This window comes from Xanthobacter sp. NM-25 (genome assembly GCF_022138605.1).
GTDB lineage: Bacteria > Pseudomonadota > Alphaproteobacteria > Rhizobiales > Xanthobacteraceae > Xanthobacter.
The window spans coordinates 293,414-305,532 of the sequence record NZ_JACBFS010000002.1 but is presented as its reverse complement, the minus strand read 5'-3'; the positions used below and the strand labels follow the sequence as shown (position 1 = coordinate 305,532).

Sequence of the window (12,119 nt, the reverse complement as noted above, 5' to 3'; positions counted from 1 at the left end):
GGCAACGCGCCAGCGCGTTTGACCCCTGCTTAGCCCAGGCTATACAATATAAAAACTATATAATTTCGTCTCTCAGCATAAGAGATTCTATTGGATATCCGCTTCCTGCAAAGCCTCGTCGCGGTGGTGGAGGCCCGCTCCATCGCCGGGGCGGCGCGGCGGGAGAAATTGACCGCCGCCGCCGTGAGCCAGCGCATCCAGGCGCTGGAGCGGGAACTGGGCTGCGCCCTTTTGGTGCGCAGCGCCCATGCGGCGCGGCCGACGCCCGCCTGCCTCGCGCTGCTGCCGCGGGCCCGCCGGCTGATCGGCGAGGCGGCGCTGCTGCGGGATGACGTGGCGGGAGGCGAGCTCTCGGGCGAGCTGCGGGTGGGGGCCATCTCCACCATGCTCACCGGGCTTCTGCCGGAGGCCCTCGACGCCCTCGGCCGCACGGCGCCGCAGCTGCGCCTGCAACTGGTGCCGGGCAGCTCGCTGCAGCTCTACGAGATGCTGAGCCACGGCGGCCTCGATGCGGCCATCCTGGTGGAGCCGCCGTTCGCTTTGCCCAAGGGGCTGGAGGCCCATCTGCTGCGGGTGGAACCGCTGGTGCTGCTGGCCCGCGAAGAGGTGGCGCCGGCCGATGTGGCGGCGGCCATCCTGGAGGCGCCCTTCATCCGCTATGACGCGGGCTCCTGGGGCGGGCGGCTGGCGGCGGAGTATCTCGCCACCCACGGCCTGTTTCCGGATGTGCGCTGCGATCTCGACGCGCTGGAGACCATTCAGCTCCTGGTGGCGCGGGGCATGGGCCGGGCGCTGGTGCCCCTGTGGCCGGGCCTCGGCGGCGAGGGGGTGCATCTCTGCCCGGTGCCCGATGGGGCACCCTACGCCCGGCGCATCGTCGCTCTGCATCCGGCCCTGCCGCCACGGGCGCGGGCCATCGCCGCGCTGCTGGAAGCGCTGCCCAAGGGCGTCTAGGCGCTCAGGCCTTGCGCACCCAGCGGCCGGTTTCCTCCTGCTGCCAATAGGTCAGCTCGTGGCCCTGGGCCTTGGCCTCGCGCCAGCGCTCGCGGGCGGCGGCCACCTGCTCGCCGTCACGCCCGTCGAACAGATGCACGATGCGGGTGTAGCCCGTGGAGTCGTTGAGCGGCACCGCATCCACCAGGAAGCGGATCTGCGCGCCGTTGGGATTGGCCTCGGTGGTGGCGATCAGCACCGGCTGCCGCTCGGGCTGGGGCTGGGCCTCGGTGCCGTGGGGCAGGAAGGACGACTCGCTATAGGTCCACAGGTGGGAATCGAGCGCATCCCGCCGCTCCGCCGAGCCGCATTGCACCACGCACCGCCAGCCCCGCTCCAGGGACTTCTCCAGCAGCGTCGGCAGCACCTGCTCCAGCGGGCGCCGTTCGAGATGGTAGAAGAGGACTTCGGTCATGGCGGTGTCGGGGTCATGGCGATCCGGGGCTTGGATCCGCAGGCTGCGCGGGAGCCCCTCTCCCGAGCGGAGAAGGGCTCGCCAGCCTCAATCCTCGTAGGCGTCCTGCACCAGCTGGTTCAGCAGGCGCACGCCCCAGCCCGAGGCCCAGCTCTTGTTGATGTCGGAGGCGGGGGAGGACATGGCGGTGCCGGCCACGTCCAGATGCGCCCACGGGGTCTTGTCCACGAAGCGCTGCAGGAACTGGGCGGCGGTGATGGAGCCGGCGTTGCGGCCGCCGGTGTTCTTCATGTCGGCGAACTTGGAATCGATGAGCTTGTCATATTCCGGGCCCAGCGGCAGGCGCCACACCCGCTCGCCGGTGTCGGTGCCGGCCTTGGCGATGAGGCCGGCGAGGGCGTCGTTGTTGGAGAACAGGCCCGCATATTCCTGCCCCAGCGCCACCAGGATGGCGCCGGTGAGGGTGGCGAGATCGATCATGAACTTCGGCTTGAAGCGCTCCTTCGTGTACCAGAGCACGTCGGACAGCACGAGCCGGCCCTCGGCATCGGTATTGATGACCTCGATGGTCTGGCCCGAGAGCGAGGTGACGATGTCGCCTGGTCGCTGGGCGGCGCCGTCGGGCATGTTCTCGACGAGGCCGATGACGCCCACGGCATTCACCTTGGCCTTGCGGGCCGCCAGGGCATAGAGGAGGCCGGTGACGCAGGCGGCACCGCCCATGTCGCCCTTCATATCCTCCATGCCGGCCGCCGGCTTGATGGAGATGCCGCCGGTGTCGAAGGTGACGCCCTTGCCGATGAAGGCGAGGGGCGCCTCGTCCTTGGCGCCGCCGTTCCAGCGCATCACGACGACACGGCTTTCCTTGATGGAGCCCTGGCCGACGCCCAGCAGGGCGCCCATGCCGATGCGGGCGAGGGCCTCGTCGTCCAGCGCCTCCACCTCGACACCCACCTTGGAGAGGCGCTCGGCGGCGCGGCGGGCGAATTCCGGCGGATCGAGCACATTGGCCGGCTCGTTCACCAGATCGCGGGCGAACAGTACACCTTCGGCCACCCCCTCGCGGCCCGCCCAGGCGCGCTTGGCAGCGGCGTCATCCGGCACCTGCAGGGTGAGCGACAGGCCGCCGGTGCGGTCGGCGTCGTCCTTGGACTTGGTCTTGTAGCGATCGAAGCTGTAGCCGCGCAGGGTGGCGCCCAGGGCCACCTCAGCCACCGCTTCGGGGCTGATCTTGCCGGTGGGCAGGTCGAGCAGCACGCTGGCTTCGCGGGCACTGGCCGGCAGCTTGCCGGCGATGACGCCGCCGAGCTTGAGGTAATCGGTGGCCTTGAGATCGGCCAGCTTGCCCAGGGCGATCACGATCAGGCGCGGCGCATCGAGCCCGGTGGGGGCGAGCAGGTCCACGCTCGAGAAGGCCTTGCCCTTGAAGCGCTCGGCGTCGAACGCCCGGGTGATGGCCCGGTCGGCGCCCTTCAGCAGCTTCTGGGTGGCGGAGCCGAACGCCAGGGTCTCGTCGGTGAGCACGATCACCACGCCCTTGGGGGCGGACGTGAGTTTGGCGAACGAGAGGGTCATGGGCTCGGACATGCAAGGCTCCAGGCAGAAAGGAGGTGAAGGAATGAGGCGTGAGAGCGCCTTTGTCCAGATGCGGGCACGCCGTCGGGGAGGCAGCGCGGAGCGGGCTTTCCCCCTAGATAGGAGCGCGGAGCCCCGCTGCAAAGGTCAAGAGCGGTGGTGACGGCTGCCAGGCGGCGCAAAAGCGCACGAAAAAGGGCGCCGCACGGATGCGGCGCCCTGAACGGATGTCCGGCGCAGGCTGAAGCCCGCGGCCGCAATCACTCGGCGGAGGCGCCTTCGGCCGGGGCGGCAGCGGCGGCGGCCTTGTCGGCCTTCTCCTTGGCGCGCTCCTGGGCCTTCTGGCCGGGCTCGGCCTTCTTGGGGTTGTTCTTGGCTTCGCGCTTCAGCAGGCCGGCGGCGTCCAGGAAGCGGGCGACGCGATCGGTGGGCTGGGCGCCCTTCTCGAGCCAGGCCTTGGCCTTCTCGGTGTCGAGCACCACGCGCTCGGCGGCATCCTTCGCCAGCAGCGGGTTGAACGAGCCGATGCGGTCGATGAAGCGGCCATCACGGGGCGAACGGGCGTCGGCCACCACGATGCGATAGTAAGGGCGCTTCTTGGCGCCACCGCGGGAGAGGCGGATCTTCAGGGACATGGTGTTTTCCTTAAGGTTCGAAAGGCGGTGAATGGGTGAAACGGGGGCTGCCGCCGTGGGGCGCGCCGGCCCTGGGGTCGGCTGCGGAGCGGCGGGGAAGAGGGCTTACTTCTTCTTGGTCGGTCCTCCCAATCCAGGAAGACCCTTCGGCAGGCCGGGCAGGCCGCCGGGGAATTTGGCGGGCAGGCCACCGGGAAGACCCCCCGGAAGGCCGGGGAAGTTGGGGGGCAGGGAGCCGCCACCGGGCATGCCGCCCATCTTCTCGGCCATATCCTGCAGCATTTCCGGCGAGGGGGCGCCGCCGCCGAAGCCCATCATGCCGGCAAGGCCCGCCAGCGGGCCGCGCTTGCCGGCCTTGCCGCCCATGGCCTTCATCACGTCGGCCATCTGCCGGTGCATCTTCAGCAGGCGGTTGATGTCCTCCACCTTGGTGCCCGAGCCGGCGGCGATGCGGCGCTTGCGGGAGGCGTCCAGAAGCTTGGGGTGGGACCGCTCCTTCGCCGTCATGGAACCGATGATGGCGATCTGACGCTTGAACACCTTGTCGTCGAGATTGGCGGAGGCGATCTGGTTCTTGAACTTGGCGACGCCCGGCAGCAGGCCCATGAGGCCGCCGAGGCCGCCCATCTTGGCCATCTGCTCCAATTGGCCGCGCAGGTCTTCGAGATCGAAGGTGCCCTTGCGCATGCGCTCGGCGGTGATCTTCGCCTTTTCGAGGTCGATGGCCTCGGCGGCCTTCTCCACCAGGGCCACCACGTCGCCCATGCCGAGGATGCGGCCGGCCACCCGCTGCGGATCGAAATCCTCCAGCGCGTCCATCTTCTCGCCGGTGCCCAGGAGCTTGATGGGCTTGCCGGTGACGGCGCGCATGGAGAGGGCGGCGCCGCCACGGCCATCGCCGTCGGCGCGGGTCAGCACGATGCCGGTGAGACCCACGCGCTCGTCGAACGCCTTGGCGGTGTTCACCGCATCCTGGCCGGTGAGGCTGTCGGCTACCAGCAGCACTTCATGGGGGCCGGTGGAGGCCTTCACCTCCGCCACCTCGGCCATCAGCGCCTCGTCGAGGGTGACGCGGCCGGCGGTGTCGAGCATCACCACGTCGTAGCCGCCGAGCTTGGCCGCCTCGATGGCGCGCTTGGCGATCTGCACGGCCGACTGGCCGGCGACGATGGGCAGGGTCGCCACGTCCACCTGGGTGCCGAGGGTCGCCAGCTGCTCCATGGCCGCCGGACGCCGGGTGTCCAGGGAGGCCATCAGCACCTTGCGCTTGGCCCGCTCGGTGAGGCGCTTGGCGATCTTGGCGGTGGAGGTGGTCTTGCCCGAGCCCTGCAGGCCGACCATGAGGATGGCGACCGGGGCGGGGGCATTGAGATCGATGGGGTCGGCATCGGAGCCGAGGGTGGCGACCAGTTCGTCATGGACGATCTTGACCACCATCTGGCCGGGGGTCACCGACTTGATGACCTCCACGCCCACGGCACGCGCCTTCACCCGGTCGATGAACGCGCGCACCACGTCGAGGGCGACGTCGGCCTCGATCAGGGCGCGGCGCACCTCGCGCATGGCCTCGCCGACGTCGGCCTCGGTGAGCGCACCGCGCCGCTTCAGCTTGTCGAGTATGCCGCCGAGGCGGTCGGAGAGGGTATCGAACATGAGCGTCCCGTTTCGGTCTCACGAGCATGAGGACAACGCCAAACGCGCCCGAGAGCGCAACGCGCTGTCGGGCGGTGACCTCCGGACCCTCAGGTCCGGTCGGCGGATCGGCGTGGCCGTCCTCGTGAAGGGGCGGTGCTTATCAGGTTTGGCCGTGCGAGGCAAATCACCGGCCTCTCAGCGGCCGCCTCCGACCGGTGCGCCGCCGCGCAGCAGCCTCTTGTCCGCCTCGATGCGAAGGGCCGCTTCCGCGTGGGCGAGGGCGAGGTCCGCCGTGGCGCGGGCGGCCGCACGGAATGCGTCGTCGCCCATGCCGGCCAACGCAAGAAGGGTCTTTCTGAGTCGTAGCTGAACTTCGATCAAGGCCGCGCCGTCGCGGGCGATGGGGCGGAAGGCGTCGTCGAACAGGTCGGCGGCCAGCAATGGCGGCACCTGCACGTGGGGGCAGGGCGGTTCTGCTGCGTCCTCCGCGTGTCCCTTGGCCCAGAGGGTGAGCAGCCGAGCCGCGCGGCCGATCACGTCGATGGCGGTGCCGGGGTCGTTGACCGCCGGCGACAGCGCCCGTGAGGCGATCTCGCTCAGCACCGAGAGGCCGAACCGCGGGTCCTGGTCGAAGCTACGGGCATCGCCGATGGTGATGGCATCGCGCAGGGTCTGGGCCATGCCCTTCTGGTCCGTCTCCTCCAGCGCTTCCGCCGTGGCGGCGCCGGCATGGGGGAGCACCATGAGGGGCGTGCCTTCATGGACGAAGGCGCCGGGCACCACGGCAAGGCAAATCGGCGTTTCCAGCCGGGCCCCGCAGGCGTCCAGTGCCCCCATGTCCACATGCTGCACATAGCCCGTCACCTGCGCGCGCACCGTCACGGCGCCGGGGGGCGGGGTGGCGGTCTCGTCGCGCGGGATGCCGCCGAGGAACGGGCAGGCGAGCCGGGCCGCGAGCGCCGATCGGGTGGCCTCCTCCACCCGATCGGTGGTTTCCCGGACGTTGCCGAGGCGGGTGAGGTGGTCGATCCAGCTCAACAGCGCGACCACCACCAGCACGATGACGCCTATGGTGACCACGAACAGCACCGCCCGGCCCTGGGGCCCGTAGGCGCCGGCCTTCAGGGCGACGATGCCGACGATGCTGAACAGGAACGAGCCGAGGAAGGTGGAGAGCACATTCTGCGTCACCCGGTCCTGGCGCAGCAGCGGCGTCGCCCGGGGGGTGACCGTGCTGGCGGCCGCGCCATAGGCCGAGGTCATCACGGAGAGGGAGAAGGTGGTGACCGCCAGCATGCTCGAGGCGATGATGGAGAGCACGCTGTTGACCGCGTCAGCGCCCACGTCCAGCTGCTGCTGACCGGGTATGAAACGGTCCGCCAGCAGCGCCAGCCCGGCGGCCGCCACCCCGAGGGCTCCGATCAGCGTGGCGCGGAACCAGAGCTGGCGCGCGGTTCGCAGCAAGATCCATTGCCAGCGTCGCATGGCGCCTCCGTGGAACTGACGATGGGCCATGGTAGGCCAAGCTGCGGCCGTTGCGCGAGGGCGGATGGAGCCGTGGGCCGAAAACCGCTGCGGCGGTTCTCATGTGGGAGGCTACATGTTATCCAAGAGCATCCTCCTTTCAGTGTCTGTCGAGCCCGGCATCGCTGTCCATTGGCCGAAGATGTCGCCATATCTTCGCTGACGAAGGGACACAGGTCCGCCCATCATGATTGCGCTTCAGTCCCTGGATATTATCGTTGTTGTCGCCTATCTCGCGGTCGTTGCCGTCATCGGCATCGCGGTGTCGCGCAAATCGACTTCAAGTGAGGAATTGTTCCTGGCGGGGCGCAGCCTGGGTGGGCTGGCCATTGGCCTGTCGCTGTTCGCATCCAACATCTCCTCCACCACCCTCATCGGCGTCGCCGGCGCCGCCTATGGGCAGGGGATCGCGGTGGCCCATTATGAATTGTGGGCGGCGCTGATCCTGGTGTTCATGGCGCTGTTCACCATTCCGGTGCTGCTGCGCACCCGCATCACCACCATTCCCGAATATCTCGGTCGCCGCTTCGGCCGTGGGGTGCAGCGCTACGTGTCGGCGCTCACCATCTTCCTGTCCATTTTCGTGGATGCGGCCGGCAGCGTCTATGCGGGCATCCTGGTGCTGCAGGTGCTGGTGCCGGACGTGCCGTTCGTGCCGGCCTGCATCGGCCTCGCGCTGTTCGCCGGCGCCTACACCATGGCCGGTGGCCTGCGCGGCGTGGTCTATACGGATGTGATCCAGGCCCTGGTGCTCATCGCCGGGTCGCTGGCGCTCAGCTATGCGGTGTTTGCACGGTTCGACTTCTCCTGGGCGGCGGTGGTGGCGGCGGTGCCGGCCGATCACCTGAGCCTCATCCGCCCGGCGTCGGATGACGCCATGCCCTGGACCGGGGTGCTCATCGGCCTGCCGGTGCTGGGGTTCTATTATTGGGGGGCCAACCAGTACATCATGCAGCGGGTGCTCGGCGCCCGCTCGCTGGAGTCCGCGCGCCGGGGCGCCATGCTGGCGGCGGCGCTGAAGATCCTGCCGCTGTTCATGATGGCCCTGCCGGCGGCCATGGCGCTGGCGCTGCTGCCGCCGCTGGACAATGGCGACCAGGTGTTCCCCATGATGGTGAGCCACTTCCTGCCGGTGGGCATGGTGGGGCTGGTGCTTTCCGGCCTGCTGGCAGCCATCATGTCCACCATCGATTCCACGCTGAACTCCGCCGCCACCCTGGTGATGTACGATTTCGCCGGTGCCGATCGGCGCCAGTGGAGCCCGGCGCACGCGGTAACGCTGGGACGGCTGGTGACGGTGGGCTTCATCGTCATCGCCGCCCTGTGGCCGCTGGTGATTCGCGAGTTTCCCGGCCTCTTCAACTATATTCAGCAGGTCTTTTCCTATGCGGTGCCGCCGGTGGTGGCGGTGTTCCTCATGGGCCTGTTCTGGCGGCGGGCCACCCGGGCCGGAGCATGGGCGGCGCTGCTCTTCGGCCATGGTCTCGGGCTGGCCCTGCTGGGTCTTCGCCTCGGCCTCGCCCGGGCCGGCGTTGCGGATCCGCTGCCGCATTTCACGGTGGTCGCGGGTCTCTCCACCCTGGCCTGCGTCGGGGTCGGCGCGGCGGTGAGCCGTGCATGCCCCGCGCCTCCCGCCGCCGGGCATGCCGGCACCTTGTGGGTGCGCGGCGATGCCGGCGGACGGCTGCGGGGCCTCGGCGACGATCGGGTGATGGCGGTGGCCATCTTGGTCGCCGTCGGCGTCATCGTCTGGGTGTTCCGCTGAGGCGGCGGCGCCCTACGGCGTGCGCGGAATGGGGAAGGCCACCGCGCCGGTGGGCGCGACCGTGATCGGCGCGGAAAAGACCGTCCCCTTCAACGGCCCCTCGGTGACGGTTCCGGTGACCCGGTAGGCGCCGGGCAGCAGGGCGGCCTCCACTGGCTCCACGCGCTCCTCCTCGGCGGCCCAGGCTTCCGGTGGCAGGGCCTGCGGCCCGGGCATCGGGGCGGCGGACCAGGAAATGGGCGCGCCGTCGGCTTCGGCGCTGAAGGTCACGGTGATGAGATAGGGCCGCACCAGCGGGCTGTGGCCATCCTTGATGCCCGAGGCCCACCCCTCTTCGGCGGGGAAGGTGCGCAGATCGAACTCGCTGCTGGCAGGGAATGTGAAGCAGCGCGCGTGATCGACGAAATAGCTGCCCTTGGGCTCGTAGCGCCAGGCCAGGCAGGCGGTGTCATCGGTGCAGGCGGCCTGGCACTGGGCGATGGTGCCGGTGGGCGGGAACGGCTTTTCCGCCAGGGGCTTGCCCTCCTGGTTGGTGGTCTGGCCGGTGGGCTCGAGGGCCACATTCGGCATCAGCGGCGCGCCCGGAAAATAGGTCTTGGCCGGCGGCGTCGCGGCGGGCGGTGCCGCCGTGGGGGGCGTGCCGACGGTGGCGGTGAGCGCTTCCGCCAGCGCCGCGCCGTCGCGCGCCGGCAGGTAGCGGCCGCCGGTCTTTTCGGCGATGCAGGCCACCTGGGCGCCCTGGGTGCGGGTGAGGCCGAAGCCGATGACATGGGCGGTGAAGCCGACCCCGGCGGCCTCCAGCTCCGTGGCCACCGCGCAGGGATCGGCGGCGCAGGTCTCCAGCCCGTCGGTCACCAGCACCACGGTGGCGGGAGCCTGGGTGTAGTCCAGCGCCTCGGCCGCCTGCCGCACCGTTTCGGACAGCGGCGTCTTGCCCACGAACCGCATGGACCGCACCGCCTGAAGCACCGCCGGCGCGGTGCCGGGCGCTGGCGGCACGATCAGCTCGATGTCGGAACAGTCGCCCTTGCGCCGGTGGCCATAGGCCATCAGCCCGAGCGCGCGGTCGGCGGGCAGGCTGGAAACCACCTGGCCCACCACCTCGCGGGCGGTGTCGAGCTTCCGGAGACCGTCGATCTCGCCCCACATGGAGCCCGAGCCATCGAGCACGATGATGGTGCGCGGCGCCGGCTCGGCTCGGGCGGCGGTGGGCGCGCCGGTCCAGATGGCGAGCAGGGTAGCTGCCAGAAGCGGGAGGGACAATGGGCGGATGAGGTCGCAAAGGCGCATGGGCGGTCGTCTCCAGCTGGCCGTCCGGATCCGTTGCGCCCCCGCGCGCCGGAGCGTATCCGGTGGAATTGCCGTAGCGGCATTCCCGCGCCGTGTCGAGCCTTCCACACAGCGCCCATCCGGCGACGGGCCGGAGTTGATTCCACGTTGGCGGCGGGCATGCTAGACCTGCCCCCATCACAGGAGGCCGGCATGGCGGACAATAACGAGCTCACCCGATTCTTCGGCGGATCCCCCGCCTGGGTGCTGGTGCGTCTCGTCATCCTGTCCGTGGTGGTGGGGGTGATCATGGCCGCGCTCGGCCTTGATCCCATGAACATCTTCCAGAGCCTGGAACGGCTGGTGCGCAACCTGTTCTCGTTCGGCTTCGAGGCGGTGGAGCGGTTGTGGCGCTATTTCCTGTTGGGCGCCGTCATCGTCGTACCGCTGTGGATTGTGCTGCGCATCGCCAACGCCCGCCGCTGAGGCATCCCTCGAGGCTCCCATGAGCGCTGGAACCGGGCCCGTCACCCACCGAAGGGTGCTGGCCATCGCGCTGCCCATGACGGTGGCGCATCTCACCACGCCCCTGCTCGGGGTGGTGGATGCGGCGGTGGTGGGGCGGCTGGGCGATGCCGCGCTGCTGGGCGGCGTGGCCCTGGCCGCCGTGATCTTCGACATGCTGTTCTGGGTGTTCGGCTTCCTGCGCATGGGCTCGGTGGGGCTGGCGGCGCAGGCGGTGGGGCGCTCCGATCGCCTGGAGACGCGGGCGGTTCTGGCGCGGGCGCTGCTGCTGGCGGCCCTGTGCGGAGGTGCTTTGGTGCTGCTGCAGGTGCCCATCTTGATGGTGGCGCTGAAGCTCGCCGGGGCGAGCCCCGAGGTGGAGCGCGCCGTGGCCACCTATTTCCATGTGCGGATCTTCGCCGCCCCCTTCACCCTCGCCAATTATGCGGTTCTGGGCTGGCTCACCGGCCTCGGCCGCACCGGTCGGGCGCTGGCGGTGCAGGTGGGCATGAATGTCGTCAATATGGGGCTGACGGCGGCGCTGGTGCTGGGCGGGGGATGGGGCGTGGCCGGCGCCGCGCTGGGCACGCTGGTGGGGGAGATGGTGGGCACCCTGGCGGGTCTCGTCATCTGCGGCCAGCTGCTGGGCTTCCGCTTCGCGGTGCCGCGTGCGGTGCTGCTGGATCGGGCGCGGGTGCGCCAGGCGGTGCTGCTCAATGGCGACATCATGATCCGTACCGCGGTGCTCATGTTCGCCTTCTTCTTTTTCGCGGCCCAGGGCGCGCGCTCCGGCGATGTCACTCTGGCGGCCAATGCGCTGCTGCAGAATCTCGGGCTCGTCGCGGCCTATTTCCTCGATGGCTTCGCCACTGCCGCCGAGCAGGTATGCGGGGCGGCGGTGGGCGCCCGCCAGCGCGCCACCTTCCTGCGCGGGGTGCAATTGGTGCTGCTGTGGGGCTTCGGCTTCGCCCTCGCCGCCGCCGGCCTCTATCTGCTGGCCGGGCCGCAGCTGATCGACCTGATGACCACCAGCGCGCCGGTGCAGGCGGAGGCGCGGGCCTATCTGCTTTATGCCGCGCTGTTGCCGGTGGCGGGCGTGCTGGCGTTCGCGTTCGACGGGGTGTTCATCGGCGCTTTGTGGTCCCGCGACATGCGCAATCTGATGCTGCTGGCGGTGGGCATCTATATGGCTGCCTGGTGGGCGTTGCGGCCTTTCGGCAATGATGGCCTGTGGGCGGCGCTCATGGTGTTCCTGGCGGCGCGCGGGGTGCTGCAGGGCCTGCGGCTGCCGGCGCTGATGCGGCGCACCTTCGGCCCGGCGTGAGGCTCAGTCGAGGTCGGGAAAAAGGTGCAGGCCATCGGCCCCCAGCGGCAGGTCCTTCACCCACAGCACGGCGGTCAGCGGCAGCGGCCCGTAGAGATGGGGAAACAGCGCGCCGCCCCGCGAGGGCTCCCATTTGAGCGCGGCACCCAGCGGTGCAGGATCGATGGCCACCAGCTTCAGCCCCTCCTGCCCCTGGAAATGCTTCGCAGCGGTCTCACGTGCCTGGGCGGCGGTGGAAAAATGGATGAAGCCATCGGCCACATCCACCGGCGCGCCGGTGAAGACGCCTTCCGCCTGCGCGGTCGCCCATAGGGCGGCGGGGCTGATCTTGTAGATGGCGGACATGAGAGCCTCCCGGATGTCGGCGCCACCATGGAGGCGGCGCGGCGAACCTCGTGAGGGCTTTAGCGCCGTTGCCGGGGGGATGTCACCGGCGGCGTGCCGGTGACGCAATTTTCGGTGCATAGCCCGGACGCCCGC

The 12,119-nt window shown here is 69.8% G+C and carries 11 protein-coding genes; 4 read left to right on the top strand and 7 right to left on the bottom strand.

Annotated elements, in window-relative coordinates:
• The first annotated feature begins 90 nt into the window (after positions 1-90).
• Positions 91-954 (top strand): LysR family transcriptional regulator, encoded by an 864-nt coding sequence (locus MEU52_RS07185; protein ID WP_238120635.1) that lies wholly within the window; start codon positions 91-93, stop codon positions 952-954.
• Between the two features lie 4 nt (positions 955-958).
• Here MEU52_RS07185 and MEU52_RS07180 read toward each other — a convergent pair whose 3' ends face one another.
• The 5 genes from MEU52_RS07180 to MEU52_RS07160 all read right to left on the bottom strand — a co-directional run bounded on the left by MEU52_RS07180 (position 959) and on the right by MEU52_RS07160 (position 6,738).
• A complete protein-coding gene (locus MEU52_RS07180; RefSeq protein ID WP_238120636.1) occupies positions 959-1,408 on the bottom strand; it encodes a DNA polymerase III subunit chi in 450 nt (149 codons plus the stop codon).
• A gap of 87 nt (positions 1,409-1,495) precedes the next feature.
• On the bottom strand, positions 1,496-2,995 hold the full coding sequence (locus MEU52_RS07175; RefSeq protein ID WP_238120637.1) for a leucyl aminopeptidase: 1,500 nt from the start codon (positions 2,993-2,995) through the stop codon (positions 1,496-1,498).
• Positions 2,996-3,243: 248 nt separating this feature from the next.
• Positions 3,244-3,618, bottom strand: coding sequence for a 30S ribosomal protein S16 (gene rpsP / locus MEU52_RS07170; protein ID WP_238120638.1), 375 nt, complete (start codon positions 3,616-3,618; stop codon positions 3,244-3,246).
• A gap of 105 nt (positions 3,619-3,723) precedes the next feature.
• Positions 3,724-5,271, bottom strand: coding sequence for a signal recognition particle protein (gene ffh / locus MEU52_RS07165; RefSeq protein ID WP_238120639.1), 1,548 nt, complete (start codon positions 5,269-5,271; stop codon positions 3,724-3,726).
• Between the two features lie 177 nt (positions 5,272-5,448).
• Positions 5,449-6,738, bottom strand: a complete 1,290-nt coding sequence (locus tag MEU52_RS07160) for a DUF2254 domain-containing protein (RefSeq protein ID WP_238120640.1) — start codon at positions 6,736-6,738, stop codon at positions 5,449-5,451.
• A 226-nt stretch (positions 6,739-6,964) separates the two neighbouring features.
• On the opposite strand from MEU52_RS07160, the gene MEU52_RS07155 reads away from it, so the two are divergent.
• Complete coding sequence (locus MEU52_RS07155; protein WP_238120641.1) at positions 6,965-8,542, top strand: sodium:solute symporter family transporter; 1,578 nt, start codon at positions 6,965-6,967, stop codon at positions 8,540-8,542.
• A gap of 12 nt (positions 8,543-8,554) precedes the next feature.
• On the opposite strand, the gene MEU52_RS07150 is transcribed toward MEU52_RS07155, so the two are convergent.
• Complete coding sequence (locus MEU52_RS07150) at positions 8,555-9,832, bottom strand: vWA domain-containing protein (protein WP_238120642.1); 1,278 nt, start codon at positions 9,830-9,832, stop codon at positions 8,555-8,557.
• A 192-nt stretch (positions 9,833-10,024) separates the two neighbouring features.
• Between MEU52_RS07150 and MEU52_RS07145 the strand changes: the two genes are divergently transcribed.
• Together MEU52_RS07145 and MEU52_RS07140 are read left to right on the top strand one after the other, a co-directional pair.
• Entirely contained in the window at positions 10,025-10,297 is a 273-nt protein-coding gene (locus tag MEU52_RS07145) for a DUF6460 domain-containing protein (protein WP_238120643.1), read from the top strand.
• 19 nt (positions 10,298-10,316) lie between these two features.
• A complete protein-coding gene (locus MEU52_RS07140; RefSeq protein ID WP_238120644.1) occupies positions 10,317-11,639 on the top strand; it encodes an MATE family efflux transporter in 1,323 nt (440 codons plus the stop codon).
• Positions 11,640-11,642: 3 nt separating this feature from the next.
• Here MEU52_RS07140 and MEU52_RS07135 read toward each other — a convergent pair whose 3' ends face one another.
• Positions 11,643-11,984, bottom strand: coding sequence for a DUF952 domain-containing protein (locus MEU52_RS07135; protein WP_238120645.1), 342 nt, complete (start codon positions 11,982-11,984; stop codon positions 11,643-11,645).
• Positions 11,985-12,119 lie beyond the last annotated feature (135 nt).

Bases quoted from the DNA above. Each gene is read 5' to 3' on its own strand.
- MEU52_RS07180 (WP_238120636.1), bottom strand. From the start codon at position 1,408: ATGACCGAAGTCCTCTTCTACCATCTCGAACGGCGCCCGCTGGAGCAG.
- MEU52_RS07140 (WP_238120644.1), top strand. From the start codon at position 10,317: ATGAGCGCTGGAACCGGGCCCGTCACCCACCGAAGGGTGCTGGCCATC.
- MEU52_RS07175 (WP_238120637.1), bottom strand. From the start codon at position 2,995: ATGTCCGAGCCCATGACCCTCTCGTTCGCCAAACTCACGTCCGCCCCC.
- MEU52_RS07155 (WP_238120641.1), top strand. From the start codon at position 6,965: ATGATTGCGCTTCAGTCCCTGGATATTATCGTTGTTGTCGCCTATCTC.
- rpsP (WP_238120638.1), bottom strand. From the start codon at position 3,618: ATGTCCCTGAAGATCCGCCTCTCCCGCGGTGGCGCCAAGAAGCGCCCT.
- ffh (WP_238120639.1), bottom strand. From the start codon at position 5,271: ATGTTCGATACCCTCTCCGACCGCCTCGGCGGCATACTCGACAAGCTG.
- MEU52_RS07150 (WP_238120642.1), bottom strand. From the start codon at position 9,832: ATGCGCCTTTGCGACCTCATCCGCCCATTGTCCCTCCCGCTTCTGGCA.
- MEU52_RS07160 (WP_238120640.1), bottom strand. From the start codon at position 6,738: ATGCGACGCTGGCAATGGATCTTGCTGCGAACCGCGCGCCAGCTCTGG.
- MEU52_RS07145 (WP_238120643.1), top strand. From the start codon at position 10,025: ATGGCGGACAATAACGAGCTCACCCGATTCTTCGGCGGATCCCCCGCC.
- MEU52_RS07135 (WP_238120645.1), bottom strand. From the start codon at position 11,984: ATGTCCGCCATCTACAAGATCAGCCCCGCCGCCCTATGGGCGACCGCG.